The sequence below is a fragment of the Pseudomonas sp. GM80 genome, assembly GCF_000282515.1.
Classification (GTDB): domain Bacteria; phylum Pseudomonadota; class Gammaproteobacteria; order Pseudomonadales; family Pseudomonadaceae; genus Aquipseudomonas.
The window spans coordinates 1-26,676 of the sequence record NZ_AKJD01000246.1 but is presented as its reverse complement, the minus strand read 5'-3'; the positions used below and the strand labels follow the sequence as shown (position 1 = coordinate 26,676).

Annotated in this window: 29 protein-coding genes and 2 pseudogenes; 17 read left to right on the top strand and 14 right to left on the bottom strand. The window is 57.1% G+C overall.

From position 1 onward, the window contains the following. Both PMI37_RS27615 and PMI37_RS27610 read left to right on the top strand, forming a co-directional pair. Positions 1–240 carry a hypothetical protein gene (locus tag PMI37_RS27615; RefSeq protein ID WP_008087613.1) on the top strand — a complete coding sequence of 80 codons (240 nt, stop codon included), beginning with the start codon at positions 1–3 and terminating at the stop codon, positions 238–240. Then, positions 237–485, top strand: a complete 249-nt coding sequence (locus PMI37_RS27610) for a hypothetical protein (RefSeq protein ID WP_008087611.1) — start codon at positions 237–239, stop codon at positions 483–485. The genes PMI37_RS27615 and PMI37_RS27610 overlap by 4 nt, the downstream gene beginning before the upstream one ends. A gap of 217 nt (positions 486–702) precedes the next feature. Here PMI37_RS27610 and PMI37_RS27605 read toward each other — a convergent pair whose 3' ends face one another. Then, positions 703–996, bottom strand: coding sequence for a hypothetical protein (locus tag PMI37_RS27605; protein ID WP_008087609.1), 294 nt, complete (start codon positions 994–996; stop codon positions 703–705). 285 nt (positions 997–1,281) lie between these two features. Here PMI37_RS27605 and PMI37_RS27600 point away from each other — a divergent pair, with 285 nt between their 5' ends. The 6 genes from PMI37_RS27600 to PMI37_RS27575 all read left to right on the top strand — a co-directional run bounded on the left by PMI37_RS27600 (position 1,282) and on the right by PMI37_RS27575 (position 8,309). Further along, the gene (locus PMI37_RS27600) at positions 1,282–1,911 is read left to right on the top strand and encodes a LysE family translocator (RefSeq protein WP_008087608.1); all 630 of its coding nucleotides are present in this window, start codon (positions 1,282–1,284) and stop codon (positions 1,909–1,911) included. A 360-nt stretch (positions 1,912–2,271) separates the two neighbouring features. Next, positions 2,272–3,726: a DUF1254 domain-containing protein gene (locus PMI37_RS27595; RefSeq protein WP_008087605.1), complete on the top strand. Its 1,455-nt coding sequence runs from the start codon at positions 2,272–2,274 to the stop codon at positions 3,724–3,726. A gap of 34 nt (positions 3,727–3,760) precedes the next feature. Continuing rightward, on the top strand, positions 3,761–5,254 hold the full coding sequence (locus tag PMI37_RS27590; RefSeq protein WP_008087603.1) for a DUF1254 domain-containing protein: 1,494 nt from the start codon (positions 3,761–3,763) through the stop codon (positions 5,252–5,254). A gap of 139 nt (positions 5,255–5,393) precedes the next feature. Beyond that, positions 5,394–6,185: a hypothetical protein gene (locus PMI37_RS27585; protein ID WP_008087602.1), complete on the top strand. Its 792-nt coding sequence runs from the start codon at positions 5,394–5,396 to the stop codon at positions 6,183–6,185. A gap of 152 nt (positions 6,186–6,337) precedes the next feature. Next, positions 6,338–7,243, top strand: coding sequence for a transporter (locus PMI37_RS27580; RefSeq protein WP_008087599.1), 906 nt, complete (start codon positions 6,338–6,340; stop codon positions 7,241–7,243). A gap of 16 nt (positions 7,244–7,259) precedes the next feature. Next, complete coding sequence (locus PMI37_RS27575) at positions 7,260–8,309, top strand: hypothetical protein (protein ID WP_008087597.1); 1,050 nt, start codon at positions 7,260–7,262, stop codon at positions 8,307–8,309. Between the two features lie 164 nt (positions 8,310–8,473). On the opposite strand, the gene PMI37_RS27570 is transcribed toward PMI37_RS27575, so the two are convergent. Further along, a complete protein-coding gene (locus PMI37_RS27570; RefSeq protein WP_008087595.1) occupies positions 8,474–8,953 on the bottom strand; it encodes a GNAT family N-acetyltransferase in 480 nt (159 codons plus the stop codon). Positions 8,954–9,465: 512 nt separating this feature from the next. Between PMI37_RS27570 and PMI37_RS27565 the strand changes: the two are divergent. Then, a pseudogene (locus tag PMI37_RS27565) lies at positions 9,466–10,656 on the top strand (tyrosine-type recombinase/integrase). Then, positions 10,578–10,787: pseudogene (locus tag PMI37_RS27560) on the top strand (glycoside hydrolase family 19 protein); the annotation flags it as partial. The pseudogenes PMI37_RS27565 and PMI37_RS27560, both read left to right, overlap by 79 nt. Positions 10,788–10,988: 201 nt before the next feature. Here the strand turns inward: PMI37_RS27560 and PMI37_RS31945 are convergent. Both PMI37_RS31945 and PMI37_RS27545 read right to left on the bottom strand, forming a co-directional pair. Next, the gene (locus PMI37_RS31945) at positions 10,989–11,618 is read right to left on the bottom strand and encodes a hypothetical protein (RefSeq protein WP_081500551.1); all 630 of its coding nucleotides are present in this window, start codon (positions 11,616–11,618) and stop codon (positions 10,989–10,991) included. 661 nt (positions 11,619–12,279) lie between these two features. Continuing rightward, a complete protein-coding gene (locus PMI37_RS27545; RefSeq protein ID WP_008087584.1) occupies positions 12,280–12,684 on the bottom strand; it encodes a DUF7079 family protein in 405 nt (134 codons plus the stop codon). A 122-nt stretch (positions 12,685–12,806) separates the two neighbouring features. On the opposite strand from PMI37_RS27545, the gene PMI37_RS27540 reads away from it, so the two are divergent. Continuing rightward, entirely contained in the window at positions 12,807–13,703 is an 897-nt protein-coding gene (locus PMI37_RS27540) for a hypothetical protein (RefSeq protein ID WP_008087581.1), read from the top strand. Between the two features lie 47 nt (positions 13,704–13,750). On the opposite strand, the gene PMI37_RS27535 is transcribed toward PMI37_RS27540, so the two are convergent. The 3 genes from PMI37_RS27535 to PMI37_RS27525 all read right to left on the bottom strand — a co-directional run bounded on the left by PMI37_RS27535 (position 13,751) and on the right by PMI37_RS27525 (position 17,428). After that, positions 13,751–15,166 carry an amino acid permease gene (locus PMI37_RS27535; protein WP_008087580.1) on the bottom strand — a complete coding sequence of 472 codons (1,416 nt, stop codon included), beginning with the start codon at positions 15,164–15,166 and terminating at the stop codon, positions 13,751–13,753. Between the two features lie 124 nt (positions 15,167–15,290). Further along, positions 15,291–16,343 carry an ornithine cyclodeaminase gene (locus PMI37_RS27530; RefSeq protein ID WP_008087578.1) on the bottom strand — a complete coding sequence of 351 codons (1,053 nt, stop codon included), beginning with the start codon at positions 16,341–16,343 and terminating at the stop codon, positions 15,291–15,293. 50 nt (positions 16,344–16,393) lie between these two features. Continuing rightward, positions 16,394–17,428, bottom strand: coding sequence for a histone deacetylase family protein (locus PMI37_RS27525; protein ID WP_008087576.1), 1,035 nt, complete (start codon positions 17,426–17,428; stop codon positions 16,394–16,396). A gap of 119 nt (positions 17,429–17,547) precedes the next feature. Between PMI37_RS27525 and PMI37_RS27520 the strand changes: the two genes are divergently transcribed. Continuing rightward, the gene (locus tag PMI37_RS27520) at positions 17,548–18,048 is read left to right on the top strand and encodes an Lrp/AsnC family transcriptional regulator (RefSeq protein ID WP_008087575.1); all 501 of its coding nucleotides are present in this window, start codon (positions 17,548–17,550) and stop codon (positions 18,046–18,048) included. A gap of 82 nt (positions 18,049–18,130) precedes the next feature. Here PMI37_RS27520 and PMI37_RS27515 read toward each other — a convergent pair whose 3' ends face one another. Together PMI37_RS27515 and pseH are read right to left on the bottom strand one after the other, a co-directional pair. Continuing rightward, positions 18,131–18,499 (bottom strand): DUF7079 family protein, encoded by a 369-nt coding sequence (locus tag PMI37_RS27515; RefSeq protein ID WP_008087571.1) that lies wholly within the window; start codon positions 18,497–18,499, stop codon positions 18,131–18,133. Between the two features lie 19 nt (positions 18,500–18,518). Then, complete coding sequence (pseH, locus tag PMI37_RS27510) at positions 18,519–19,070, bottom strand: UDP-4-amino-4,6-dideoxy-N-acetyl-beta-L-altrosamine N-acetyltransferase (protein WP_008087569.1); 552 nt, start codon at positions 19,068–19,070, stop codon at positions 18,519–18,521. A 144-nt stretch (positions 19,071–19,214) separates the two neighbouring features. Here pseH and PMI37_RS31595 point away from each other — a divergent pair, with 144 nt between their 5' ends. Further along, positions 19,215–19,430, top strand: a complete 216-nt coding sequence (locus PMI37_RS31595) for a hypothetical protein (RefSeq protein ID WP_008087566.1) — start codon at positions 19,215–19,217, stop codon at positions 19,428–19,430. 145 nt (positions 19,431–19,575) lie between these two features. Here PMI37_RS31595 and PMI37_RS27505 read toward each other — a convergent pair whose 3' ends face one another. After that, entirely contained in the window at positions 19,576–20,367 is a 792-nt protein-coding gene (locus PMI37_RS27505; protein ID WP_008087564.1) for a transporter substrate-binding domain-containing protein, read from the bottom strand. 58 nt (positions 20,368–20,425) lie between these two features. Next, positions 20,426–21,073, bottom strand: coding sequence for an FMN-dependent NADH-azoreductase (locus PMI37_RS27500; RefSeq protein ID WP_008087563.1), 648 nt, complete (start codon positions 21,071–21,073; stop codon positions 20,426–20,428). A 100-nt stretch (positions 21,074–21,173) separates the two neighbouring features. On the opposite strand from PMI37_RS27500, the gene PMI37_RS27495 reads away from it, so the two are divergent. Continuing rightward, complete coding sequence (locus tag PMI37_RS27495) at positions 21,174–22,028, top strand: LysR family transcriptional regulator (protein ID WP_008087561.1); 855 nt, start codon at positions 21,174–21,176, stop codon at positions 22,026–22,028. A 6-nt stretch (positions 22,029–22,034) separates the two neighbouring features. Here PMI37_RS27495 and PMI37_RS27490 read toward each other — a convergent pair whose 3' ends face one another. Beyond that, the gene (locus tag PMI37_RS27490; protein ID WP_008087559.1) at positions 22,035–22,505 is read right to left on the bottom strand and encodes a hypothetical protein; all 471 of its coding nucleotides are present in this window, start codon (positions 22,503–22,505) and stop codon (positions 22,035–22,037) included. A gap of 164 nt (positions 22,506–22,669) precedes the next feature. On the opposite strand from PMI37_RS27490, the gene PMI37_RS27485 reads away from it, so the two are divergent. After that, entirely contained in the window at positions 22,670–23,335 is a 666-nt protein-coding gene (locus PMI37_RS27485; protein ID WP_008087558.1) for a ribonuclease T2, read from the top strand. Positions 23,336–23,425: 90 nt separating this feature from the next. On the opposite strand, the gene PMI37_RS27480 is transcribed toward PMI37_RS27485, so the two are convergent. Next, the gene (locus PMI37_RS27480) at positions 23,426–23,713 is read right to left on the bottom strand and encodes a hypothetical protein (protein WP_008087556.1); all 288 of its coding nucleotides are present in this window, start codon (positions 23,711–23,713) and stop codon (positions 23,426–23,428) included. Positions 23,714–24,001: 288 nt separating this feature from the next. Here PMI37_RS27480 and PMI37_RS27475 point away from each other — a divergent pair, with 288 nt between their 5' ends. After that, the gene (locus tag PMI37_RS27475; protein WP_008087555.1) at positions 24,002–25,573 is read left to right on the top strand and encodes a sensor domain-containing diguanylate cyclase; all 1,572 of its coding nucleotides are present in this window, start codon (positions 24,002–24,004) and stop codon (positions 25,571–25,573) included. A 147-nt stretch (positions 25,574–25,720) separates the two neighbouring features. On the opposite strand, the gene PMI37_RS27470 is transcribed toward PMI37_RS27475, so the two are convergent. Further along, a complete protein-coding gene (locus tag PMI37_RS27470) occupies positions 25,721–26,020 on the bottom strand; it encodes a hypothetical protein (protein ID WP_008087554.1) in 300 nt (99 codons plus the stop codon). A gap of 186 nt (positions 26,021–26,206) precedes the next feature. Here PMI37_RS27470 and PMI37_RS27465 point away from each other — a divergent pair, with 186 nt between their 5' ends. Next, positions 26,207–26,647, top strand: coding sequence for a carboxymuconolactone decarboxylase family protein (locus PMI37_RS27465; RefSeq protein WP_008087552.1), 441 nt, complete (start codon positions 26,207–26,209; stop codon positions 26,645–26,647). Positions 26,648–26,676: the final 29 nt, after the last annotated feature.

The following is a 26,676-nucleotide window of genomic DNA, read 5'->3' as shown; positions in this document are numbered from 1 at the left end:
ATGAACGATGCATTTTCCACGTTGAGCTTGCCGGCCGCGATTCGCGCCCAGGCGTCTCAATTGCTGGCCGCCATCAAGGGCGCGAGCGGTCTGGCCGAATTGCTGCGTGAAGCCGGCCGCGCCGAGGGGTTTGTCCTGGGGATCGAAACCGTGCATGCGCTGGGCGCGATCGACGTCGAAAATCTCTATGCCGTCATTGAGTCTGCCGCGCAAAAACGCCATGCGGAGCTGTCCGAATGATCGGCGAAGGCATTCACGAAGAGGTGCTGCGCGCCCTGGTCGAACAACACGCGGTGCGCGAGTGTTTGGTGGCGAGGATCGCCGGCGGCCCCGACTGGGGCCTGTCGATTCGCCTGGGCGGCAGCGGCGCCCGCTGGGTGCCGGTGCGCTCACGACGTGAGTCGCTGCGCACCTGGGCCAGCCTGACCGCGGTGGGGCGCTTTGCCGACAGCGTCGGGCTAGGTGGATTCAGTGTTGAGCTTTAAGCGGTAAGTGGTTGAAGGCGACGACACCATCCCCACGACATTAGGACCTGCCCACATCCAAAGTCTGGATAGAAATTCCAACCCCTTCCAAGATCACCACAGGCCGGTTCAAGCCATAAAACAAGAGCATCTGCGCTCAATCGTTCGGTTCCTAGCGATCTATTGCGGCTTCCGATGTGCCCTAAATTTGACCTAATCGACATTGAGATTTCACCGATTAATGCAAAGCCTTCGAAGGTGAAGCCTTTCTGGCTCTAGCAGCTTTCGGGGGATTAACGACCGAAGCGTCGACACTGCCTTCCTCCCCATCTTTCGCAAGAACCAACGTGACGCCCGACACTGCTATGGTTAAGCCAGGCAACCTTGATCCGGTCGAGTCTTTCGGCGCAACGCTCGTACCATCGCCGCTGAAGTGCATAGTCAATCCCCACCAACCAGCGTGGATTTTTTTCTCTCGCAGCAGTGCGATGATGAGATCGTGAATCGAGAAGCTCTGATCATTGCTTGGCATGCAGTAGTCCTGCTTTGGATGATTGCGTTTGGGAAGGATAGTCACGTACCTGCATCGCAGGGATATCTACTCCCATTTTGCCGAAAGCAGTCTCATAGGGCTGGCTGCTTTCGGCCAAAAGCAGTCACTCGGCCAGTTACTAATGGACACCTCCTCTCACAGCTCGGTCGAGCGTTGGTAATTTCTGCGTCTGACTGTAGTGGCAAATTCAATGCTTACTGTATCTGCTTCTGCTGAAGTAGCGCCGGTTACCATTATTTCTCCCCTTGGAGGAAGTATTGCCTTATGCCGGACATCACTAACTTATACCTGTTCATCAGTGCTGCCTCGCTGTTGCTGATAGTGCCCGGCCCTAATATGGCCATCGTTACCAGCCATGCAGTAGCACACGGCTGGCGCGCCGGGCTCGCCGCTGCTCTGGGAATAACTCTGGCCGATGTACTGATGACTGTTGCCGTGAGCACGGGCCTCGGTGCGTTGGTAATGAGTTGGGCTCCCGCGTTTAACTTGGTGCGGTGGGCAGGCGCTTGTTATCTGATGTGGTTGGCATGGCAGGCATTGAAGTCACGCCCAACAGACACTGGTTCTCACGCCACCTTGGCATCAAAAGAGAAGATATTTCTCCAAGCGACATTCAATAGCCTATTAAATCCAAAGGCGCTGCTGTTCTTCATGGTCTTTCTGCCGCAGTTCGTAACCATAGGTGGCAGTCACGTAACCACGCAATTGATGTTTTTAGGATTGCTGCTCGCATTAATGGCTTTGATCTTCCATTTCCTGCTTGGGCTGTGCGCCGGACGACTGAATGGTCGCCTCCGTGACGGCCTGATCGATAGACGCCTCGGGGCCTACTGCTTCGCTGCGGTGATGGCTTCATTGGCGGCGCGGTTGTTACTGCTCAGCCGACCGAGTTAAGGATCTGCCGGAATGGCTCCGCCTGGCACGTTCGCTTGTACGTTGCACCGTCTGATAACGGTGCAACGCCCTTCATCATTACTGCCTGATCAAATCACAGCCTTCAGGTTTGGTCGAAAAACACCTGCTTCGGCTTCTACCCCGCCAAATTCCCAAGTGATTTTGTTCCGGTGCGATCGGAATCGCCGTCCCCTAATTACTTGAGGGGGCGCTGAGAAGTGGTTATCAGAAATGGAAATAGAATCGTAATTTTTCATACCTTTTCTGGCCGATCTCGTTTCCTCTGCTAGTTTTTCTAATGTTCAATTTATCGTCAGAAGATTCGCTACCAGAAAAAGCATCCAGCAAGGAAGCCTCCGTATGAACAAAACTCCCTTATTCGTCAGTGGATTACTCGCGACTGCAGTGTTGCTCGGCGCGGTGGCTGTGCAGGCGCAGACCTCGCCGGCGGTGCAGGTGCCTGGCCCCGAAGCCGATGTGAAGGTGACCGAAACCTACGTACGGATGATGGCGCGGGAGGCGTATTTCTGGGGTTGGCCGATGGCCAATATTTTCAACCGGCGGCAGAAATTCAAGGATCTGCCGGAGCCGGGCCTGATGGGCGGGATCGTACCCGTAGCGCCGATCAATCATCTGTCGATGCTCACCGATTACATTTCTCCCGGCGAGCGGCTGGTGGCCTGTCCGAATCAGGACGTGGTCTACGGTGCGGGAAGCATTGCGCTGGATATCGAACCGGTGGTGATTCAGGTGCCGGACTTCGGCGACCGATTCTGGGTGTACCAATTGGTGGACCTGCGTTCCGACAGCTTCGCCGAACTGGGCAAGATGTACGGCACCAAGCCGGGCTTCTATCTGCTGGTGGGGCCGGACTGGAACGGCAAAGTACCCGAGGGCATCACCCAGGTATTTCGCGCAAAGACCAACACCGGTTTCGTGATTCCCCGTGTGTTCCAGGACGATACGCCCGAGGACCGCAAGGCCATCCAGCACTATCTGTCGGGCATCGACATGTACCCGCTGTCCAAATACGACGGCAAACTCAAACATCGTGACTGGCGCCAGTCGCCGAAATTCCCCGCCGAGGCGTCGGGTGACGAGGAGACCCGCTGGGTGCTCCCGGAAAAGTTCTTCGATGAGTTGCCGGCGATTCTCAAGGACGCCAAACCATTGCCGGGCGAAGAGGCGCGCTATGCGCAGTTATCGGTGCTGGCGCAGATTGCCCAGCGCGATCCCGAGCTGAAAAAAGCCATGATCGACGAAGCGCAAAAGGCTGACAGCGAAGTGGTCAAACCGCTGCTGCAGTTCCGCAATTACGGCCAGCAGTTGCCGCATCACTGGAGCACCATCAGCAACGGCGCGGCGTTTGGCACCGATTACTTCCTGCGCACGGCGGTTGCCCGCTCGAACATATTCGTCAACAAACAGATTGAGACCAAGTACTTCTATCAGGATCTGGACGAGTCCGGCACGCGGCTCAACGGCGCCCAGCGCTACAGCGTGACCTTCCCTAAAGGTGCGCTGCCGCCGGTCAAGGGCTTCTGGTCGCTGACGCTGTACAACCAGCAGCATTTCTTCGCCGAAAACCCGTTGGGCCGTTATTCCCTCGGCACCAAGAACAAGTCGCTCAAGACCAATGCCGACGGCTCGCTGACGCTCTATGTGCAGAGCGATTCGCCGGGCGCGGACAAGGAAAGCAACTGGCTTCCGGCGCCGAAGGGCGCTGACTTCTCGCTCTACGTTCGTGCCTACTGGCCGGAAGCGGCCGCGATGAATGGTCAGTGGACGCCACCGGCGGTGGTCAAGGTCAACTGAACCGATTTCCCAACTGCGTTCATAAGGACAGCCCATGAACCGTTTGCGCACCACACTCACGGCCCTGGCCGTAAGCCTTTCTCTAAGCGGCCTGGCCGATGCCGCGTCGCGCTATGAAGAGCTTGCCAATCAACCTTTTGAAAAGGGCTTCCCGACTGAAGCGACAGCACGCAGCCTGATCGATGAACTGGTGTTCCAGCGAGCTGTGCAGTCGTATCTGTGGGCCCTACCGGCGATCAACATCTGGTCGATGAAGGAAGCGTCGGAGAAGCAGTTTGGCGCGGGCTACAACATCCTGCCGACCTGGAAAAAGCGCATCAATGCCAAGACTTTGGTGACCACGCCGAACTCCGATCTGGTCTACGCCATGAGCTATCTGGATCTGGCGAAGTACGGCCCGTTGGTGGTCGAAGCACCGCCCGGCGTGCAAGGCATGTTCGATGATTTCTTCCAGCGCCCGATTGTCGGGCCGACCATCGACGGCAGGACCTGGCGCGGTGACGTCGGCCTTGCCGGCCCCGACAAGGGCAAGGGCGGCACCTATGTGCTGCTCCCGCCTGATTACAAAGGGCCGGAGCCGACCGAGGGATTCGTCTACCGTTCGCGCACCAACAACGTGTTCCTGTTCTGGCGCACCTTCTTCAAGGACCCGAAAGACCTCAGCGTGCCGGTGGCCGAGGTCGAGCGCACGAAGATCTATCCGCTGGGCAAGAAGGATTCGGCCCTGCCGATGCAATTCCCCGACGCCACCGGCGCACCGATCAACATGCTGTTCCCCGAGGACGGTCGTTACTTCGACATGCTCTCGCGCTTCATCGACGCCGAAGCCGTCGACCCGGCGGACATGGACATGCGCGGGTTCCTGCACACTCTGGGCATCGAGAAGGGCAAACCCTTCGCCCCGGATGCCGAACGACGCAAGCTGCTGGATGACGCCGCGCGAACCGCGTTCAAGATGAGCAAGGTGGTGACCAGTCACCTGCTGTACAAAGAGCCGGGCGGTCTGTACTACAAGGATCGCCAGTACGTGAACACCTTCGCCGGAGAGAACACCGAGTTCCAGTCCAGCGGCAGCTTCACCAATCTTGAGCAGCGCGTGGCGTTCTTCACCTCGGCCTATTCCGACAGCCCCGGAATGGTCATGAACATGGTCGGTGCCGGCGCCAAGTATCCCGCCACCACCCGCGACGCCGAGGGCAAGTTCCTCGATGGTGCCCAGACCTACAAGCTCAACCTCCCGGCCAACGTACCGGCGGCGTTGTTCTGGTCGGTCACCGCCTACGACAACCTCACCGCGTCAGGTCTGGACAACGGCCAACCGTTCCCGTCCCTCAATCAGATGGATAAACCGGCGCAGAACAGTGACGGCTCAACCGACATCTACTTCGGCCCGACATCGCCGGGCGAGGGCAAAAACTGGATCAAGACTGTACCGGAGAAAGGTTTCCTGGTGATCGTGCGGCTGTATGGGCCGAAGCAGGCGTTTTTTGACCAGAGCTGGAAGCCAAGTGATCTGATCAAACAATAGAAATATGCTCGCGTTACCTGGTGATCAACGAGGGGTAACGCGAGCAGCTCGGTGGTCTGAGTGGACTGAAATCAATCACCGGCCTGTAATCGTCAGCGCAAAGTTGATTGTTATCACTTTTGTTTACCAAGGAAAGATCATGATCAGGCGTCTTCTTGCGCAAGCGACATTGATATCAACGTTGGCTCCGTTTGCCGCAAGCGTACAGGCGGACAATGCGGAGACAGCCAATAAAAGTAACAACCCATTGAATTTGGCACCTGGCCTAAATATTCAGGATTACTACACGCCCAAGCTCTACGATACCAACGTCCACACTAATGATGCGTTGCTGCGCGGTGCACTGCCTATGGCTGCGAATGACTTCATAGGCGTGCCACAACTCTTGCGATTCACGCTACCTGTCAGCACGCGGCCAGATCCGCACAACGGCTACAGCACCGGCATCGGCGACCTTAACGTGTTCGATATTTTCCTGCTCAAGACTGAAGGAGTGCAGTTTGGTATTGGTCCCCAGATCACTGCGCCAACAGCCGAACAGGACGAATTGGGTACAGGCAAATGGCAGGCTGGCCTATCCGCCATTGCGATCGACTCTTCGCCTCGCGGCTTGCTGGGTGCGCTCGTCCAATATCAGAGTTCGTTCGCCGGGGATCATGATCGCCCACACGTAGAGTCCGCCACGTTCCAGCCTTTCATCATCCACAACCTGGAAAAGGGCTGGTATTTGCGCTCTACGGGAACCTGGACCTTCGATTTGAAGAACGACACCCATTACATTCCAGTGGGGTTGGGCTTGGGCAAAGCGTGGAAATCGGGGAGTAACATTCTCAATGCTTTCGTTGAGCCGCAGTGGACTGTGGAGCGAAAAGGCGACGGCCTCCCGCAGTTCACACTGTTCGCGGGTATCAACGTCACTTTTGGCAAGTAACAACTACTTGCCCGAACTGAATGGCCGGTTTAAGGCCTGTTGCCACAGCTGACAGCCACAGCAAGAAACTGCCAATGTCGAATGAACATTACGGCGCTGCCGCCTGCACATCCTGGATCAAGTGCCGGGTCGCCTTCATACGGAGCTAGACAATGGGTTCACTTTCAAGACTAGGCAGTTACTGCGCAGTCACTTTGGGGCTGACCCCCATGCTCGGTTTCGCCGACAACGCGCGGGACTGGCAAAACCTGCCAACTGATTTGAACATGGTGTTCGGATATTACAACCGGATCGACACCAACACCCCGATCGATACCTCGTTGCCCATTGATGGCTTGTCACTCAATGCCGATCTGTATATCGCCCGTTATGCTCGCTCGTTTGCCGTCGACGGGCGCAATAGTGCGATCCAGATTCTGCAGCCCTACGCCGATATTTCTGCATCGTTCGATAATGCACAGTTCTTCGACGGCACCAAACATAACGGCGGTATGGCTGATACCCAGGTCGTGCTGGTGCACAACCTGTTCGGTGGCCCGGCCCTGACCAAGGAGGAGTTTGCCAACTGGACTCCGGAGACCTTCCTTACCGGCGCCTTGTGGATCACCGCGCCTACTGGGGATTACGACAAGGACCGAATCATCAATATCGGTTCCAACCGTTGGGCGTTTAAACCGGAAATCGCCTTCGGTACGCCCATTGGCCCGACCTGGCTTGAATTCAACACCTACGTGTCGATGTACGGTGACAACAACGACTACCACGGCGATGGCAAGCTCGAGCAAAAGCCGCTGTATGCCATCGAGACCCATTACAGTTACACCATCAACCGTGCGCTGTGGGCCTCTTTGGACGCCACCTACAACCGTGGCGGTGAAACCAGAATCAATGGTGACTGGCAGGACAACAAACAGGAAAACGGCCTGTTCGGCGCCAGCGTCGGCTTCATGTTATCGCCGCAGTTTGGGGGATTGATCGCTTACTCGGATACCGTGTCGGAACGTACCGGCTCCCCGGATGTGAATACTTGGACCCTGCGCCTTCAGTACGCCTGGTGAAGTGGAGTACAAATCGATGCAATCGATAAGGATTCGATCAAGTTTGACACTCTTTGGGGCCGTGCTCAGCTGCTTAGCATGTGCCGCCAGCCCTCTGCCGAAACTGGGCTCCCCGTCAGTTGAAGGTGTTAAGGTCGATCCGGAAAGATGCCACCAGTTACAACAGGACTTCGACATTGACCTGAAAGAAGTGGTCAAGGCAGGCTGCGAACCTTCCACCGAACAGATATCCAGACTGATGGACAACCCGGTTGGCAAACTTGTCCTGCTGTTCAACCAGTACGATTACACCGCCCTCAAAGGTCCGCACAGCAACGGCACACGGATGCTCGGCAAATACAGTTTTATGCCGACCTTTCCGATCTCCCTTGGCGAAGACTGGAACCTGATCAACCGTCTGCCGATCAGCTACGTCAGCGCCCCGGTCAACCGCAAGGCCGGTAACCTGATAGGCATGGGCCCTAACGAGATTCTGCACGATCGCGGTGACTTCACTTCGGTCGTGCAGGACCCGTTCGACCGCACCAGCGGTTTCGGCGACCTTGCCTATGTCGGCGTGTTCTCGCCCAAGGAACCGATCCGCTTTGCTGGGGGTGGCAAGATGGTCTGGGGTTTCGGCCCGACCGCGATGTTCCCGACCGCCGAAGAAGATGTGCTCGGTACGGGCAAATACTCGCTGGGCCCGGCGTTCGTCGCCGCGTACCTCGGCCCGGACTGGACACTTGGCGTGTTCCCGCAGCACTGGTGGTCGGTTGGGGGTGATAGCAAGCGCAAAGACGTCAGCCTAACCAATGTGCAGTACTTCATTCAGCGGGCGATTCCGGGGCCAGAACAGTGGCGCATCGGCATGACCCCCAATGTCACGGTCAACTGGAAGGCCGAGGGCGGCAACAAAGTCACGTTTCCCATCGGCATCGGCGCTGGTCGAATCTTTAATTTCGGCAAGTTGCCGGTAAGGATTTCCGGGGAGATTCAGTACTCGGCGATTCATCCGGATGACCTGATCAGCAGCCGCTGGAATTTTCGGCTGTCGTTCATTCCAGTCATACCCACATTCATGTTTTAAGTATTTCCCTCGAACGTAGGCGTATCCGGATGTTATTTGCTTGGGATTGCCGTCAGCTTTTGGAATACATGGGCGTTTGCGAGCGTCTGCTTTTGGCCGATTTCTGCCTATCCTCAAGGGCTGTAGACAACCCGAATGCATCCGGCTAAAAGAAAGCTCGTGGATCAGCTTCTGATCCAGAGCATCGTCTGTACCGTAATATGCGGATGACTTTCTAACGGCTCCCATTCATCCATGAAGGCAAAGCCCTGCTTCAGATAGAGGTTCGACGCTCTTGCATTGTCGGGTGAAACATCAAGAAAAACGCGATCAAATCCCTCCGATGTAGCGCGAACTTTCACGGTCTCTACCAGTTGAATTGCCACGCCAGAGCCCCGTGCCGCAGGTTCAACCCACATCCCGATCATGTTAAAGCGCTGCGCGCTATTGACTGCGGCACCAATCATTCCGACAGGCCTGTCTTTCTCGAATGCCAGCCAAAATGCTGTGCCAGTTGATGATGCTCTCACTTTCCACTGCTCGTCAGTGTAATCAGCGGCAGTTTGATAACTGACACCAAATGCCGTCGGCGCGTCCCAAAGCGCAGCCAGTCGGACTTGCCTCAATAGCATCCAGTCTTCTGTTTCCGTTGATCGAATGTCCATGATCTTCCTTGATGTATTAGCTTCACCTCAACTTCTCACAAGAATGTGTAGGGAGCAATCAAGGCTCGCAAAGCGTACGTCCGATTTGGCCGGAAAGAGGACTTCCAAGGGCGGCTGCCGCTGATGCGGAGGCGGCAATTTTGACAGCATCAGCAATGCATGGATTGGAGCCGAAAGTGGTTGCTTAAAATTCGCTACAGGGAGGTGGAGGCTATGCGTGAATTTCTGTCGGAGAAGCGCTGCTGGTACATAATTGGTACAGAGGTTTCTATAGCCTCATCTTGGCCTTTATTTTAGGGGGGAGGACGTTCAGTAAGTCCAATCCATCATCGGGGCCACACTGAAGCGGCGAGACGGCTCGGAACGGGCATGACTAGTGTTTACGGGCGCTTCAGGTTTTTCGAAATTCATTGGTACTGATCTTTTATACAGCGGTTTTTACCCATTTTTCCTCGTTTTCGAAGTCGATTGCTACAATGTAGCAAGTGAGCTCGGCAATGTAGCAACTGGAAATGGGCACGATCACATCACGCAAACGCAAGGACAACTCGACGGCCTATACGGCGCAGATACGGATCAATCGGGACGGGCGCACAGTTTATCAGGAAAGCCAAAGCTTCGACCGCAAGCAGGTCGCTCAAGCCTGGATCAAACGCCGCGAGACGGAGCTGGCCGAGCCTGGTGCAATCGAGCGCGCGAACCGCAAGGGCGTGACGATCAGGAAGATGATCGAGCCGTACCTGGACGAGTACGAGAAGATCCGGCCGTTGGGCAAGACCAAGAACGCAACTTTGAACGCGATCAAGGACACTTGGCTAGGTGACCTTGATGACTCGGCACTGACCAGCCAGAAGTTGGTGGAGTTTGCGCAGTGGCGGCTGGGCAAGGAGGGCGGTGGCGGCCAGGCCCAGACTGTCGGCAATGATCTGTCGCACTTGGGCGCGGTCCTATCCGTGGCGCGACCGGCGTAGGGCTACGAGGTGGATCCGCTAGCCATGCCTGACGCTCGCAAGGTGCTGCGCAAGCTGGGCATGGTGAGCAAGAGCAAGGAGCGCAATCGCCGGCCGACGCTGAAGGAGCTGGATAAGCTGATGCAGCATTTTTTTGAGATGCAGACGCGGCGCAAAGCTCAGATTGACATGCCAAAGGTGATTGCATTCGCGATCTTTTCGACACGCCGGCAGGAAGAGATCACGCTGATCCGCTGGGAGGATCTCGACGAGTCTCAGCAGGCTGTCCTTGTGCGAGTTATGAAGAATCCCGGGTAGAAGAGCGGCAATGACGTGTGGTGTCATCTGCCGGATGAGGCTTGGGCTATCTTGCAAAGCATGCCTAAGGTTGAAAGGGAGATTTTTCCGTACAACGCCAAGTCGGTGTCGGCGTCATTTACTCGGGCGTGCCCGATGCTAGGAATTGAGGATCTCCATTTTCACGATCTGCGGCACGAAGGGGTGAGCCGGCTATTCGAAATGGACTGGGACATCCCAAGGGTGTCTAGTGTTTCCGGTCATCGAGACTGGAATTCTCTACGCCGATATACGCACCTCCGAGGTGGTGAACGTCGAGAAGCAGTAACTGCATCCCATCGCCGCCTGAGTGCGGTTTTTTTATGTCTGGAGTGTTTATGTCGATCACGGAACAACAGCTACAACGCATCATGCCGAACGCCCGCCGCCAAGCGGGCGTTTTTGTATCTGCCCTAAACGCCGCCATGGTTCATCGGCAGATCAACACGCCGAAACGCCAAGCTGCGTTTCTGGCGCAAGTCGGTCACGAGTCGGGACAGTTGCAATACGTAAGGGAACTGGGCGGCGACCAGTATTTGAGCAAATACTCATAACTACTGTAGGAGTGAGCAGTTACTCCGGCTGCCAAAACACATTGCCCCGCGTGAATGTTCAGTAAGCGATGTTATGGCGCGGCATTTCAGAGACTACACACATAAGTCAGCTGAAATCAGCAGTCTTGATCAAAGTCGCACCTACACTTATGGGTTACCTTCTAAAATTTCTCCATACAAAAACTGAATCTTGAATTAACCGCGATGCAAATCATCAAAATCATCGGCCTTAGGTGTTGCTTGGATGCCTTTAGCTTCTTGAGCGCGGTAGTAGGCTTCGATGCTAAGAGACGGATCAATACGAGCCTTAATGATGCAGGGTTGTTGTTGCCAAGGGCATTGCTGGATCTGTTGGGTCAGTTGCTTGAAACCAGTTGCCAGCCAGCCCTTTTCCGACTGGTCACGCCAACGTCTCGGGTTACGGCTCGTTTTGGCATCGTAGGCGGCAGTCACCGGGTCGAGGTGGCGACTTTGCTCCAGCACTGGCAAATCAGGAAGCGGTTGTGTGACGTCCATATAGCGTTGCAGACAATCCCAGAAAGCCAATGCATTCGCCTGGTCGAGACCCAAGGCGTGGACTTTGGTCGCCAGACAAATTTTGTTGTCGGTATAGCGGTGGTGCAACCAGATGGCATAGTCATGGGAGCCATAACCGCTGGGCAGTATTTGCAGCACTGGGTCGAACTCTTCGAACGGTGCAACGAAGAGGCGGCGGAAGCGACGTTTGAAGCGAAGCATGCCGTCTATGCGGTTGAACTCGCTGCCGTCATACGTACTTATTTTGCTATGGAGCCAGAGTAGAGCATCTGAACCTGTGGTCGCCATGAAATAAAGGAAAGCACCCGCCCATAAAGCAATCTGCATACTGCTATTGCCCCATAACGAACCCTTGAGCCAAAATACAGTAATGGCGCAGATAATTAAGCCTGCGATTTGTAGATGATGAACTATTTTTTTTCCTGTCATATATAAAGTTAAAGAAGTTAGGATTAAGGTGACAGCAAAAAATGAAATTAGAAGTGCAAGCCCTGTGTCAGGGGGGCCATACCCGAGCTCTGGTTTAATTGATCCGAAGATCCAGGTAGACCAGGGTGCCCATATAAAAGAAATGCATACTATTCTAAGGACGAATAGTACGTGAGGGATTTTGCTCGAATTTTGAAAGCGCCAGTGTCTGGCATCGCAATGTACCTCTTCCTTTTTTCCTTGCTTCTGCTGCCGCTGGTAAATCGATTGTTCTTCGCCTTGCAGCTGGATCGTAATCTCCATCGCCGGTTCCAAATTGGCGTAATGACCAAAGACGAGATGGGTATCAAAGCTCCCTGAACGATTGGCATCTTCCGTCCATTTTGGCGGTGGCAGAGGTTCATGGCTGTTGCTGCGGTAGGCACCGACAGCGTAAGGAGTATCCATTTGCACAGTCATACGAAAAACTCAGTGATTTCGATTTGCCAATAAGGTGGAGCTGCCGCCTCGGTGGGGCTGGTTATTTTGGGTAGTGCCTGGAGATTTCTTGCCATATGTATTTGTATCGAAATTCCAGCCAGCGAATCAGCAGTTTGTCTAGCTGACGTCTGAAGCGGCTACTTTCTCGGGCTTTCAATGTTTCTGCTATGTCAGCCTGCAATTGCTGCAGATTGAACGCGGACCAGATCATCGGAATGACGGTTTCAAGATTGGTGTGACACACCGGTGCGACTTCTTCATAGAGGATTCGCCTGATCTCTTGCGGATCGTAATCCTGGGTTTGGCGTGCGATGAATGCGTAGTTGACCTCATTGTCGACAAACGCGTCAGACAGCGACCAATGGACATCGGCGCGCTCTTTGTCTGTTGCTGAAGCCCAGTCGCGCTTGGTGCGGGTGGTGGGCGTGAGGGCTGGATTTTCCATGTTTGACTCCCTGTCTCAATGAGCGCGAGCGTATCAAGCCTGATCGAGCCACACCCCAAAAAAACAATCCTATACTCGGGCGATGAAAACCAACCGTCAGGATGACGTACCAGCGAGGGCTAATGTCGAACGTAACCGCTATTCCGGCAAGTCGTGGTCAATTCTCCAAAACACTGCGTCTAGTTCTGTGGCTTTTAATACTGTTGCTTGTGGCAACCTTGGCTTTCTTCGCGTGGCAAAGTTTCTACCCGGTACAGGCTGCCGGCCAATGGAGCTATCGCGTTATCCACGGTGATGTGCCGAAAGCAGCCGCTCTGGTGGTGATGGACGGCGGCGGGCTGATGGTCAGTCAGGAGCTTCGCGACGGCCGCGGCAGTATTGTGCGGATTGCCGGCGACGGTCAGCGCGAGAGTGTCGTCAGCGGTTTATCCAAACCGGACGGGATGATTTCAGCTCGGGGTGGCTGGGTCTTCAGTCAGGAGGAGGGCGCTGCTGCCGTTAATTTCCTACTGCAGGGTAAGGTCACCGAGTTGTTTCACGGCTCCAACGTTCAGGGTCTGTGGAACGAAGGCGATCACCTCTATGCGATTGAAGATCGTCATGCCAATGGGCGTTTGTTTCGCTATACGTGGAGCGACCAATCCCTGGTCGTTCTGCGTGACGGGCTTGATGAGGCCGAGTCGATCATCCGCTGCACAGACAGTCGCATGCTCTACACGGAAAAAGACAAAGGCGTGGTGCGCCATTTGAGCGAGGACGGCAGCGATCCCATCGTTTTCGCCAATCTGAATCAGCCGACTTTCCTGATGTGCGATCAGCGCGGGCTCTGGATCTCGGAAGATTCGACCCATCGTGCGCGCCTGCTGCTGATCGGCAATGACGGGGTTCAGCGAACCATACTGTCCTTTCTCAAAGCGCCGCAGTCGATCGTCGCCAGTGGCCGAGGGACTTATCTGTTGGCCGAGGGCGGGCGAAATCGGGTGTTGGAGCTGACTCCTCCCTCTGATCAGGCTCGTTAAAAGACTCAAAAGCCGTCACCCAAAAGTGACGGCTTTCGCTTGCAGATCTAGCCAAACTGACTCGCCGACTCAACCGCAGATTTAGGCTTCCTCAACCGCGTCAACTGATAAGCAATCGCCAACCAAACAAACCACCCCGGCATCACCATCAACGCAATCCGCGTGTCAGGCCGCAACGCCAGCAACCCCAGCACAAACCCCAAAAACGCCAACGAAAACCACGCCATCGGCACACCGCCCGGCATCTTGTAAGCCGACTTCGCATGCAGATCCGGGCGCTTTTTCCGGTAGGCGATGTAAGACGCAAGGATGGTCGACCAGGTGAAGATCACCAGAATCGCCGACACGGTGGAGACGATGGTGAACGCGGTCATGACTTCCGGCACGATGAATAGCACCAGCACGCCGACCAGCATCAACAGTGTGGTGAACGCCAGGCTCAGCAGCGGCACGCTGTTGCTCGACAGTCGGCGGAATAGGCCGGGCGCGTTGTCTTGGTTGGCCAGCCCGAACAGCATGCGGCTCGAGGAGAACACGCCGCTGTTGGCCGATGAGGCCGCTGAGGTCAGGACCACGAAGTTAACGATGCCGGCCGCTGCGGGAAATCCGGCGACGAGGAACAGTTCGACGAAGGGGCTTTTGACCGGGGAGACCTGCTGCCAGGAGGTCACGGCGATAATGCAGGTCAGCGCGAGGACGTAGAACAGGATGATCCGCAGCGGAATCGAGTTGATCGCTTTGGGCAGGGTCTTCTCTGGCGAGCGGGTTTCGGCGGCGGCGGTGCCGATCAGCTCGGTGCCGGCGAAGGAGAAGATCGCCATTTGAAATCCGGCGAAGAAGCCGAACAAGCCGTTGGGGAACGCCGCCTGTTTGTCCACCAGGTGACTCAGGGACGCGGTGACGCCGCTGGGCGAGACGAAGGAGCTGGCGATCAGCACGGTGCTGACGCCGATCAGAGTCACGACGGCAATGATCTTGATGATCGCGAACCAGAATTCCACTTCACCGAACAGCCTGACGGTCAGCACGTTGAGGGCGAACAGGGTTGCCAGCATGCCGACGGCGGGTATCCACGCCGGGACGTCGGGGAACCAGTACTGGAAGAATCCGCCGACCACGACGGCGTCGCCGATCACCGCCACGCTCCAGCTCAGCCAGTACGACCAGCCGAGGAAAAACGCCGCGCGCGGGCCGAGGTAGGCACCGGCGAAGTCGGCGAAGGTTTTGAAATTGAGGTTGGACAGGAGCATTTCGCCCATGGCGCGCATGACGAAAAACACGAACAGGCCGATGATCATGTAGATGAGGATAATCGACGTCCCGGAGAGGGCGATGATCTTCCCGGAGCCCATAAACAGGCCGGTGCCGATGGCACCGCCCATGGCCATTAACTGGATGTGACGATTGCTGAGCGTGCGCTGCAGCGCGGGCTGTTCAGGCAGCCCGGAAGGGGTCGATTTCATTGCAAAACCTCTTGATTTTATGTTTTTGAGTTTTGGCAGAAAGTAGGTGTCGAGCGTTCTTGTTAGAGGTGCAGCGGCTAATCACAAGGTGAATCGCCCCCTGTGGTGGGGGCGGCGATTGCGATCAACTGACGGTGCGCAGACGCGAGGTTTTGGCCGGTTGCGGATCGAGCAGTTGGAAGAGGTTTTTGATGTTGGCCGGTGTCGGCACGAGGTGGATGCGCTGGCCGATTTGCTGCGCGTGAGCCAGGTCGTTGAGGTAGCGCAGTGAGGAAAAGTCTTCCAGGGCAAAGCCCACCGAATCGAACACTGTCACCTGCGCATCGTTTTCGCGTCCGGCCACTTCGCCCAGCACAATCCGGAAAAACTCGATCACCGGGGAATCGGCTTCCAGTTGCTGAATGTCGCCTTCAATGCGCGTTTGCGGCTCGAACTCGACGATGACCCGGGCGTTGCGCAGGATGTCGGCGTGCAGTTCGGTTTTGCCCGGGCAGTCACCGCCGACCGCATTGATGTGCATGCCGGGCTCGATCATCTCCGGCGTCAGAATCGTTGCGTAGGCTTTGTCGGCGGTGACCGTGGTGACGATGTCCGCGCCTTTGACCGCGTCCTTCACCGAGCTGGCCAGAATCACTTCGATGTCCGGGAACGCCGCGAGGTTGTGCTTCAACTTGAGGGAAGCGTCGCGATCAATATCGAAGATACGAATTTCGCTGATACCCAACATTTCATGAAAGGCCAGCGCCTGAAATTCACTTTGCGCACCGTTGCCGATAAGGGCCATTGAGGTCGCACCGGGGCGAGCCAGCGATTGCGCGACCAGGGCGGAGGTGGCTGCGGTGCGCACGGCGGTAGTCAGGGTCAGTTCGCTGAGCAGCGTCGGATAGCCACTCTGCACATCGGCCAGCAGACCGAAAGCCATTACCGTGAGCAAATTCTGCTGGCCGTTGTTCGGGTGGCCGTTGACGTATTTGAATGAGTACTGCTGGCCGTCGTCGGTGGGCATCAGCTCGATCACGCCTTCTGCCGAGTGATTGGCCGTACGTGGCGATTTATCAAACTGCGCCCAGCGCGCGTAGTCCGCTTTGATATAGCCGGCCATTTCGCGAATGGCGCGGCGGATACCGACTTGGGTGAACAGGCGTGCAGCATCATCGACATCAATAAAAAGCGTCATGTTCTTATTCTCCGATCCAGTCATTGAAAGGTTGTAGAGCGCGGGCTGGCTCAGCTGCGTTTGCTCTCGAAACCGTGCAGCACGTTGACGGCATTGATGCCGATTTCATCGACCATGTAGCCGCCCTCCATGACGAACAGGGTCGGGCAGCCGACGCTGGTGATCAGTTCACCAATGCCGATGAAGTCATCGCTTTCCAGCAGGAAGTGACTGATGGGGTCGTCCTTGAACGTGTCGACACCGAGGGAAATCACCAGCACTTCAGGCGCGAACTGCTGGAGTTTTTTGCAGGCGTGGAGCAGGGCGTTGCGGTAACTCTCCCAGGTGGTGTTTTTCGGCAGGGGATAGTTGAGGTTGTAACCTTCGCCGACACCCGCGCCGACTTCGTGGCTGTAGCCCGAGAAGTACGGATAGGACACCGCCGGTTCGCCGTGCAACGAGACGAACATGACGTCGCTGCGCTGGTAAAAAATGTTCTGCGTGCCGTTGCCGTGGTGGAAGTCGACGTCGAGCACCGCGACACGTTTGGCGCCTTGGGTGATGGCTTGTTGTGCGGCAATGGCGGCGTTGTTGAGGTAGCAATAACCGCCCATGTATTCGCGTGCGGCGTGATGCCCGGGCGGTCGGCACAGTGCGAAGGCGCTGTCGTGGCCTTCATCGAGCAGGGCCAGGCCGGTGAGGGCGATGTCGGCGCTGGTTTTCACCGCTTGCCAGGTCGTCGCGGTGATGGGCGAGCCGGCATCCATGGCATAGAAGCCGAGCTTGCCGTCGATGAACGTTGGCACCTCTTCGCCGGCCAGATCGCGCACCGGCCAGACCAGCGGCAAGGCGTCGTGAGTGCGGCCGGTGGCGCACCATTCGCCCCAGGCGCTTTCGAGAAAACTGACGTAGCGCTCGCTGTGCGCGTTGACGTAGCACGAGCGGTCAAACGCGCGCGGTTCGACGATCTGCCCGAGGCCGACCTGTTTGACGCGGTTGTGCACGGTGTCGGCCCGACTCGGTTGTTCGAACGACGGTTTGAGCACGCCGTCTTTCAATTCGGTGCCGTGGTGCAAACGGTGGGAATCACTGAAAACTGTAAACATTCTGCGCATCCGTTATTGTTAGCCAGTGCAAATATTCTGTTCCGGCTGGGCTGCGCTTTCTTTGCTTTGTGTTCGTGGTTTGGTGGATTAATCGGGCGTTTTTACTCAGGAATGGCGTCATGCAGAAAAAAATATCCAAACGCATCAGCCTCGATGAGACCGACCTGGCGATTCTCGAGTTGTTGCAGGAGGACGCCAGTATTTCCAACGCTGAACTCAGTGAGCGGCTGTCGCTGAGCCTTACGCCGTGCTGGCGGCGGCGCAAGCGCATGGAGGAGGCGGGGGTGATCAAGGGCTATCAGGCCAACCTTGATCGGCGAATGCTCGGGCTGGATATCATGGCGTTCGTGCACATTCGTTTTTCCACCCATGCCGACCACGCGCCGGACGCTTTCGAGGCGGTGATTGCGCAATTGCCGCAGGTGGTGGCCTGTCACAAGATCACCGGCGATGCCGATTATGTGTTGCAGGTGTTGGCGGAGGATCTTGATAGCTACAGCGACTTTATCGAGCAGGTGCTCAGGCGTCAGGTGGGGATTGCCTCCATTCAGTCCAGCCTGGCGTTGCGCGAGGTCAAGACCGGTAGCCGTTTTGCGATACCCAAACCGGGAAAGGAATGAGCGGGCAGGGAGGCAATCATCTCTCTCGTTTCAAAGCGTTGTATGTCGCTGCGCTGATGCCCCGTTGCCACGGAGGGCTGTATTAACGCCAGCCTTCGCAGTGCGCGGTAATGTCGTCCCAGACTTCCCGATAGCTATACCGCAGCCAGGCGGCGTGCATCTTGTGAAGTTGTCGCCGAATCCAGCTGTTCTGGATTGCGAGCAACATTTGCTCGATGTCTTGGTTCAACGCGTCAGGGTCGAAACCTGTCCAGTTTGGTGGCAGTACGCATTCCAGATTCCCGGCGCAGATGACGGCGACTTCCGCGTACAAAATGTCTTTGATCTGCTCCGGGTCGTAGCCCTCGACTTTGCTGGCGATGTAGGGGAAGTCCACGCCGGTGTGGACAAAGATCCAGGACAAGGTTGCTCTGAGTTCGTAAAGTTCGGCAGGACTCAGTTCACGTTTCAATAGTGCAGGCCTCCCGGCTTCAAACGGCATTTAACCTTTCGATTACAGGCGCCAGGGCAGGGCGCTTGTTCTGCCATTCTTCTTTAGTGATGCCCAACAAAACCACATCAACCCGCACCCGATCCTTCACAACGTTCTGCCGCCGAACGCCCTCAATCTCGAACCCGAACTTCTGGTGCATCTTCACCACCGCCGCGTTCATCGCCAGCACTTCGCAGTTCAGCTTCTCCAGCCCGGCGACATTGAACGCGTAATCGAGCATCCAGAACTCGACCAGACTGCCCAGCCCCTTACCCTGCAACGCAACATCCAGATAAAACGCCCAGTCCGCCGTCTTCTGCAAAGCGTTGATCGCGTTCAAAGAAACCACACCAACCGCTTGCTCATCCTTGATCACCACAAACACTTGCTGACGTGGGTTGCCCTGCAAAGAGTGCAGCCAATGGGCATGTTCCTGTTCGCTGATTTCGTGGGAGGTGTACATGTATTTGCGCACGTCCGGCTGATTGCGCAGGGTACGGACGTGGGCCTGGACAGTGGGGCTGGCGTCGGTGAGGGGTAGGTATTGCATGGGGCTGTCCTTGTCTCGCGAGCGTTTGAAGCTGAACCCGCGCTGTCGATCGGTGAAGTTTCATGTTGCCGTTTGTGGCGGGGGCCTAGGATGCTGGCATCAGGTCGTGTTGTCTTGCTTTTTCATCCCGAGGGGAGCCGTGCCATGAGCGCCAATGTCGTCAAAGTGCTGTTGATTGCTGCTGCTGTGTTGGTATTGAGTGCATGTTCGGGGACGGGCGGGTTGACGACCACGAGTTGTTTTTCGGCGGATTGTCAGTCGCCAGAGGGGCGCAGTAATGCGACGACGTTGAAGTTTGGCGGGAACAGTATTGGCAGTAGCCTCAATCAGTACAGTTCCGGGATGTTGCATGACGATTGATTAGCGACGCGTAACTTGTGGTGAGGGGATTTATCCCCGATGGGTCGCGCAGCGGCCCCCGCTTCTAATGTCAAAAAGTCGGGACTGCTGCGCAGTCCATCGGGGATGAATCCCCTCACTACAGGTTTCGTGGGGAGCCACAGGGTTATTGGGCGGCAGGTACGGCAATCCATTCGCCCAGGGTTTGCTGATACTTGCCAGTGACTTTGCTCAAGTGCAGCCACTGGTCGACGTATAGTTTCCAGCTAATGTCATCGCGCGGCAGCAGGTAAGCCTTCTCCCCATACTGCATGTACTGATGCGGATTCACCGCGCACAACCCCGGTTTCAATTTCTGCTGATACAGCGCTTCCGAGGCGTCGGTGATCATCACGTCGGCCTTGTTGTCGAGCAGTTGCTGGAAGATCGTCACGTTGTCGTGCAGGGCCAGTTGCGCCTTGGGCAGGAAGGCGTGGACGAAGGCTTCGTTGGTGCCGCCGGCGGGTTCGACCAGGCGCACGTTTGGCTGGTTGATCTGCTCGACCGTTTGGTACCTGGACTGATCGGCGCAACGCACCAGCGGGATCTTGCCGTCGGTGTCGAGGGTGTTGCTGAAGTAGGCTTTTTTCTGCCGTTCCAGGGTCACCGATATGCCACCCATGCCGATGTCGCATTTGCCCGCCTGCATGTCCGGCATCAGGGTTTTCCAGGTGGTTTGCACCCATTGCACCTTGACGCCGAGGCTGTCGGCCAGTGAACGCGCCATGGCGATGTCGATGCCTTCGAAATCGCCGTCGTCGCGTTTGAAGGTGTAGGGCTTGTAGTCGCCGGTGGTGCAGACGCGCAGTTGGCCTTGTTGCTGGATGCTGTCGAGGTGCGAAGCGATTGTCTCGGCGTGTGCGCCAGTGGCCAATGTCAGCGCCGCGCAGAAGATCATCGTGTTTTTTAGAGTTGTCATTGAGATCGGGCTTCCGGGAAGGACGGTCGCCCAGTGTAGTGAAAGGCTTTCGTCAGTGTCATCCAGCCCGCACAAGGCGATCTGCCAGATCCCGCGCCTGTTGTGAGGCGACAAGCCGCGAGTCGCGGTCCATGTCGTCGCCGAGAATGGTCTTCTCGACGATCACTTCGTGGATGTCGGTGATGCCGATAAAGTCCAGCCAGGCTTCCACGTAAGGTTTCTGAAAGTCGAAACGTTCGGCCGGCGTCGTCGATTGCGCGGAAAAATCCAGGCCGCGCGCATAGGCGACCACGGCTGTTTTGCCTTGCAGCAAACCTTGCGGACCCCGCTCGGGATCGAAGCTGAAGAGGATGTCTTTCTGCGACACCAGGTCGATGAAGTGCTTGAGCTTGTACGGAATGCTGTAATTCCACAGCGGCACCGACAACACCAGAATGTCGGCGCGGTGCAGGCAGGCGGCGAGCGCTTCGAGTTCCTCCCAGGCTGATTGCTGGGTCGGCGTGCGGGGTATGCCGGCGAGGCCGGCGTATTTGGCGCTCATGGCTTCTTCGCCAAACTCCGGTAGTGGCACGCTCCACAGATCCAGCGTTTCGATGTGCGTTTGCGGGTGATGTTGCTGATGGCGCTCGATAAAGCTGTGGGCCACTTCCAGCGAAGCGGAACGTTGTTTGCGCGGTGAGCATTCGATGTGAAGGAGGGTGGTCACGTGAGCCTCGGCATGTGCGGGATGAATGCGAGGCATTGCAACATAGAGCGCTTCTAACTATAAATCATAAATAAATCAGCCATTGATCACGTATCTCACTATGTTTGACGCTGTGCTACTCAAGACTTTTGTCACCGTCGTCGACGAAGACGGTTTCAGCCGTGCCGCCGAAAAATTGCATCTGACGCAATCGGCAGTCAGCGGGCATTTGCGTCGGCTGGAGGATCAGGTGGGCAAGCCGCTGCTCAAGCGCACCACGCGATCGCAACAGCTGACACCGGATGGCGAGCGTCTGATGGCCTACGCGCGGACGATTCTGGCGCTGAACCGCGATGCCTGGGCGCAACTCACGCGCGTGCCGTTGCAGGCCAAGGTGCGGATTGGCGTTTCCGAGGATTTTATCGAAGCGCGATTGTTGCGGGCGTTGCAGGATTGCGTGGCGCAGCACCCCGGCATGGAGATCGATGTGCAGGTGAACATTCCTGGGACACTGCTCAACCAGATGAGCCTGGGCGATCTGGAAATGGTCATTGGCTCGCAATGTGAAACCGGCGAGTCGGGACGCTTGCTCTGGCAAGAGCCGTTGGTGTGGGCGTGGGCAGCACAACCGCTCACGCAACTGCCGACACCGTTGCCGTTGGCGCTGTTTCCAGAGCCGTGTCCGTATCGCGAAGCCGCGCTGACCCGGTTGGCCCAGGCCGGTATCGCCCAGCGTACCGCCATGCTGTGCTCAAGCACTGGCGGATTGCGCGCGGCGGCATTGTCCGGCTTTGCCGTGGCACCGATGCCGTTGAGTCAGCTTGGCCAAGGCTTGACAGCACTCGGTGCAGAACACGGTTTACCGACGCTGCCGGATGCGCAATTTCGCCTGTTTACCGCCCAGCATGCCGATCCGCAGTTGATCGAACTGCTATCGCCGGTGATCGTTGATTTTTGCTCCTCACGACGGCAGTAATTGCGCTTACAGCCCGAGACCTTCCTGCACAGCGAGCAACAGGTTGTTCTCGGTCAGTGCGATCGCATCCAGTTGTTGCCCGGTTTCAATCGACTGCATCCACCAGTGGCTTTCGCCGTGTTCATCCACGGTGCGCAGCAAGTAGGTGTCTGTGGCTGACGGGCTGATTTGCACACGTCCAGCGCCGTCCTCGGTAAACCGGGCAATGGGATCAAATGTCAGGCTTTGGTGATTGGCTTCAATCACCAGTTGGTCGATGGCGTAATCATGGCTTTCGCCATCGGGCGAGGTTTCGCAAACGTGGGTCGGATTGCGCCGAATCTTCAGGCCGACTTCAGTCACCGGTTGCAGCCACGCCTCGATGCGGTGATACAGGTCGTAGACCTGCGCCGGCCAGCAATCGATCTCCAGCGCCGCATCCGCGTGGATGTGCCGGGTTTGTTTGAGTTTGGCGGCGAGTTCGTCTGCTTTACTCATTTCGGATCCCTTGGTTTGATGTCTGCCTGTTAATCGTAGACCCTTCAACGACGTACGGCGTTGCCTTGCGTCATGCGCTTGCAACACAAGCGTGTCGAAATCAACGCTGGCCAGTCCGGCCAGGATGGAAAACCACGGACGCAGGCGTCCCAAGGAGCGGGTAGATGAAAAAGCTGTTTACAATTTTGGCAGTGATTGCGCTGACGGCCGGTAGCATCGGCTTGAGTTCGGCGCGTCAGTCGCAATCCAGCCAGGTGCAGGCGGAAGCGGTGGCGGGGGTGTTCGATTACTACCTGCTGGCGCTGTCCTGGTCGCCGACCTTCTGTTTGACCCACAAGGACGATTCGCAGTGCACCGGCAAGGGTTACGGCTTCGTGCTGCATGGCTTGTGGCCGCAATACGCCAAGGGCGGCTGGCCGGAATCATGCCCACCGCTGACCACGCTGTCGGCGGCGGAAACCGCGAAGGGCCTGACGCTGTTCCCGACCAAAAAACTGCTCGATCACGAATGGTCCAAGCACGGCACGTGCAGCGGCCTCGGCGTGATGGGCTATCTGGATGAGGCGGACAAAGCGGTCGCAGCGGTGAAAATCCCTGATGAGCTACAACCGTTGAACAGCTCGTATTACTTCGAAGCGCAGGAGATCGCCGACCTGTTCCGCAAAGCCAACCCGGGGATTCCTGCAGATGGCATCGCGGTGATCTGCAGCGGCCCCGAGTTGTCGGAAGTGCGCGTGTGCATGGGCAAGGACCTGCAATTGGGCGCGTGCGGCAAGGGCGTGAAAACCCAGTGCCGGGCAGGTGACATCCGTGTGCCGCCGTCGCGCTGATGATCCATAGTCGATCGGCTGAAGACTGAGGATTGAACCTGTGGCGAGGGAGCAAGCTCCCTCGCCACAGGGTTTTCAGCCCTGATGACGCTAGCGTTGCTTGCATTGTTCCAGATCTTGCTGAGTCTTGAGTTCGGTCGAAATGCCCAGCCGATAGTTGCAGTAATCAATAACGTACTGTCTTTCCACGTCACTGAGCCGGGTGAGCTTTTTATCGTCCGCTTCGTTGGCGAAGATATTGACGAACTTTATCTGCAAGGTCGGGTGCTTTTTGATGAAGAACACCTTCTCGGGATCAGCGTCTTCCATCTTTTCGTAGTAACCCACGAACATCGCCCCCGACAGCGCGATGGCGGCAAACAACAGCAGTGACTTCATGCAGAGGACGGCCTTTTTGATTCGGAGGGTTTCCTGCGTTCTTCAAGAATGTTGCCGGGGCAGATGTTCCTCCACAAGCCTGCTTTTCTTCGCGTCTGCGTTCATACGGTTTATGACTGCTGATACGGCGCTGGAAAATATTTTCGTCAAACAATCATCCTAATTCACTGCGCGCCGATACAACGGCGCGGGCGGCTGGCGTTTGCCCGGTGCATCTTGGTGGGCTACGCTCACAAAACATAAGGGTTTCGGGCCTTTGCCCTTGTCGTACCTGCTCAGGACATGCGTTTGCCAATCCCCATTCACGATCCGCACCAGGCCCCCGGAGGCTCCCTTAAACGGCTGCCGCTGCGCAAAGCGGCTGTGTTGTTTACCGTGGCGGTGTGTCTGTGCCTGTTCGGGTTGTTGTATCTGCAACTGGAGCAGTCACGGCGCCAGGACTTGGCGGTGGCGCAAATGGCCTCGGCCAACCTGACCCGGGCCATGGCGCAGCAGGCCGAGGACACGTTCCTGGCGGCGGATCTGGTGTTGACCAGCCTGGTCGATTGGGTCGAGGACGATGGTTACGGCGCGGCACAGAAGACCCGATTGCAGAAAACCTTCGCCCGGCGTGTGCAGCAACTTGAGCAATTGCACGGCATGTTCCTGTTCGACAACAAGGGCCAGTGGGTGATCACCTCCTACCCGGACTTGCCCCATGGCAACGGCGTGGCCGATCGCGAGTACTTCAAATTCCATCAGCAGAACGTATCGACCGTGGCGCACATCGGCCCGGCGATTCGCAGCCGCGAAAACGGCGAGTGGATCATCCCGATCTCCAAACGCATCAACGACCGCGCGGGCAACTTTCAGGGCGTACTGATGGCCGGGATCAAGATGTCGTATTTCGACCGCTTCTTCGAAAGTTTCAGCCTCGATAACAACGGCATCATGTTCCTCGGCTTGACCGACGGCACGCTGCTGGCGCGTCGGCCGTTCGATGAAGGCCTGGTCGGCAGCTCGTTGGCCCAAGGCAGGATTTATCGCAAGTTGCTGCCCGACGCGCCCGCCGGCACCGCGATGATCAATTCGGTGGTCGATGGCGTCACGCGCTTGTATGGCTATCGACAGCTGGCTGCGTATCCGCTGGTGGTGGCCGCCGCGACCTCGCGAGACACGATTCTCAAGGGGTGGTACGAGCGGGCGGTTCAATCGAGCGTGATCGTTGCGCTGCTGATTCTCGGTGTCGGCCTGTTTGGCTGGGTGTTCATTCATCAGGTGCGTGACGGTGAGCGGATCGAGAAGAACCTGCGCAAGGCGCAATTGACGCTGGAGCAGATTGCGACGCATGACAGCCTCACCGGGCTGGCCAATCGGCGTTTGTTTGAACGCTCGCTGGAGATCGAATTTGCCCGTGGCGCGCGGCAGGTCAGCCCGGTCAGCCTGATCATGCTCGATATTGATTTCTTCAAGCGCTACAACGATGCCTACGGGCATGTCGCCGGCGATCACTGCCTGACGCAGGTGGCGCAGGTGGTCAAGACGTGCTGCCAGCGCAAGGCTGATCTGGCGGTGCGTTATGGTGGTGAAGAATTTGCGGTGCTCTTGCCGGACACCGACATCAACGGCGCGCTGGCGATTGCCGGGCAGATTCGTCGCAGCGTGATCGACAAACACATCACTCATAGCGGTTCGCCGACCGGCTATCTAACGGTGAGCCTTGGCTGTTATTCGTTTATTCCGAATGGCAACGACAGTCTGGAAGTGTTTATCCAACGTGCGGATGCGGCGTTGTATCAGGCGAAGAATGCCGGGCGTAACCGCGCGGCGGTGCTGTCGCTGGATGGCGGCATCGCCGAGCTGATGCGCTCCGACCGCTAACCCCCCATCCAACACAACTCCTGTAGGAGCAAGCCTGCTCGCGATAGCGCAGTGTCATTCAATGAAACGTTGAATGTGCTGACGCCATCGCGAGCAGGCTCACTCCTACAGGGGATCTTGCGTTTACCACGGGTGGCTCTTGTTCGTTCAGCCGCCAGTGCCACCGCCTGCACCGCCCGTTCCGCCGCCGGCCGAACCAGTGCCGCCGCCAGCCCCTGAACCTGAACCACTGGCGCCGCCATTGGTGCCGGTGCCGGAACCTGCACCGCCGGAGCTGTTACCGCCTGATGGCGCGCCCGGGGTGTTGTCCGGTGGCATGGTCGAGCCGCTGGTGGCGCCGGATTTAGTGCCGGTCGCATCAGCGCCGTCATTGGCGGCGAAGCTGGCAGCCGAGGCCGTAGCCAGCAGGCCGGCAAGCAGTAACGAGGTGAGTTTGCGCGTCATCATGGTACGTCTCCAAAAAGGGGATTTACCTGATATTGGTCTGGCACGCCGAAGGCTTGGTGCCGGTTGGCTGACGAGCGGTCAACGGTGTGAGCAAGTGGCCTCCTGATCTTCTGGAATATTGGCTATTTGCCGAACCGCCCCCCAGGACTACCGTAGGCACACATTCACTCGCCCCGGAAAGCCAGCATGAAACCTCGTACCGATTTCTACACCGCTTCGCCTGACGCCTTGAAAGCCATGATCGCGCTGGAAACCGCAGTCTCCAAACTGCCGCTGGAAAAGACCCTGATCGAACTGGTCAAACTGCGCGCTTCGCAAATCAACGGCTGCGCGTTCTGCATCGACATGCACACCGCTGACGCGATCAAGGGCGGCGAAACCCCGCGCCGCCTGTTCGCCGTGACGGCCTGGCGTGAAGCGCCGTTCTTCAGCGACCGCGAACGTGCCGCGCTGTTGTGGACTGAGTCGCTGACCCAGTTGAGCCTGACTCACGCCCCGGACGAAGATTACGACGTCGTCGCCGCGCAATTCACGCCCAAGGAAATGGTCGACCTGACCGTGGCCATCAGCACCATCAACAGCTGGAACCGCCTGGCCGTCGGCTTCCGCAAAACCCCACAAGCCTGAATCCCAAGCTGTAGGAGCTGCCGCAGGCT

Bases quoted from the DNA above. Each gene is read 5' to 3' on its own strand.
- PMI37_RS27540 (WP_008087581.1), top strand. From the start codon at position 12,807: ATGTCGAACGTAACCGCTATTCCGGCAAGTCGTGGTCAATTCTCCAAA.
- PMI37_RS27545 (WP_008087584.1), bottom strand. From the start codon at position 12,684: ATGGAAAATCCAGCCCTCACGCCCACCACCCGCACCAAGCGCGACTGG.
- PMI37_RS27585 (WP_008087602.1), top strand. From the start codon at position 5,394: ATGATCAGGCGTCTTCTTGCGCAAGCGACATTGATATCAACGTTGGCT.
- PMI37_RS27505 (WP_008087564.1), bottom strand. From the start codon at position 20,367: ATGACAACTCTAAAAAACACGATGATCTTCTGCGCGGCGCTGACATTG.
- PMI37_RS27575 (WP_008087597.1), top strand. From the start codon at position 7,260: ATGCAATCGATAAGGATTCGATCAAGTTTGACACTCTTTGGGGCCGTG.
- PMI37_RS27525 (WP_008087576.1), bottom strand. From the start codon at position 17,428: ATGTTTACAGTTTTCAGTGATTCCCACCGTTTGCACCACGGCACCGAA.
- PMI37_RS27485 (WP_008087558.1), top strand. From the start codon at position 22,670: ATGAAAAAGCTGTTTACAATTTTGGCAGTGATTGCGCTGACGGCCGGT.
- PMI37_RS27520 (WP_008087575.1), top strand. From the start codon at position 17,548: ATGCAGAAAAAAATATCCAAACGCATCAGCCTCGATGAGACCGACCTG.
- PMI37_RS27605 (WP_008087609.1), bottom strand. From the start codon at position 996: ATGCCAAGCAATGATCAGAGCTTCTCGATTCACGATCTCATCATCGCA.
- PMI37_RS27530 (WP_008087578.1), bottom strand. From the start codon at position 16,343: ATGACGCTTTTTATTGATGTCGATGATGCTGCACGCCTGTTCACCCAA.
- PMI37_RS27480 (WP_008087556.1), bottom strand. From the start codon at position 23,713: ATGAAGTCACTGCTGTTGTTTGCCGCCATCGCGCTGTCGGGGGCGATG.
- PMI37_RS27595 (WP_008087605.1), top strand. From the start codon at position 2,272: ATGAACAAAACTCCCTTATTCGTCAGTGGATTACTCGCGACTGCAGTG.
- PMI37_RS27470 (WP_008087554.1), bottom strand. From the start codon at position 26,020: ATGATGACGCGCAAACTCACCTCGTTACTGCTTGCCGGCCTGCTGGCT.
- PMI37_RS27600 (WP_008087608.1), top strand. From the start codon at position 1,282: ATGCCGGACATCACTAACTTATACCTGTTCATCAGTGCTGCCTCGCTG.
- PMI37_RS27570 (WP_008087595.1), bottom strand. From the start codon at position 8,953: ATGGACATTCGATCAACGGAAACAGAAGACTGGATGCTATTGAGGCAA.
- PMI37_RS27580 (WP_008087599.1), top strand. From the start codon at position 6,338: ATGGGTTCACTTTCAAGACTAGGCAGTTACTGCGCAGTCACTTTGGGG.
- PMI37_RS27610 (WP_008087611.1), top strand. From the start codon at position 237: ATGATCGGCGAAGGCATTCACGAAGAGGTGCTGCGCGCCCTGGTCGAA.
- PMI37_RS27495 (WP_008087561.1), top strand. From the start codon at position 21,174: ATGTTTGACGCTGTGCTACTCAAGACTTTTGTCACCGTCGTCGACGAA.
- pseH (WP_008087569.1), bottom strand. From the start codon at position 19,070: ATGCAATACCTACCCCTCACCGACGCCAGCCCCACTGTCCAGGCCCAC.
- PMI37_RS31945 (WP_081500551.1), bottom strand. From the start codon at position 11,618: ATGGCGACCACAGGTTCAGATGCTCTACTCTGGCTCCATAGCAAAATA.
- PMI37_RS27465 (WP_008087552.1), top strand. From the start codon at position 26,207: ATGAAACCTCGTACCGATTTCTACACCGCTTCGCCTGACGCCTTGAAA.
- PMI37_RS27615 (WP_008087613.1), top strand. From the start codon at position 1: ATGAACGATGCATTTTCCACGTTGAGCTTGCCGGCCGCGATTCGCGCC.
- PMI37_RS27490 (WP_008087559.1), bottom strand. From the start codon at position 22,505: ATGAGTAAAGCAGACGAACTCGCCGCCAAACTCAAACAAACCCGGCAC.
- PMI37_RS27590 (WP_008087603.1), top strand. From the start codon at position 3,761: ATGAACCGTTTGCGCACCACACTCACGGCCCTGGCCGTAAGCCTTTCT.
- PMI37_RS27535 (WP_008087580.1), bottom strand. From the start codon at position 15,166: ATGAAATCGACCCCTTCCGGGCTGCCTGAACAGCCCGCGCTGCAGCGC.
- PMI37_RS31595 (WP_008087566.1), top strand. From the start codon at position 19,215: ATGAGCGCCAATGTCGTCAAAGTGCTGTTGATTGCTGCTGCTGTGTTG.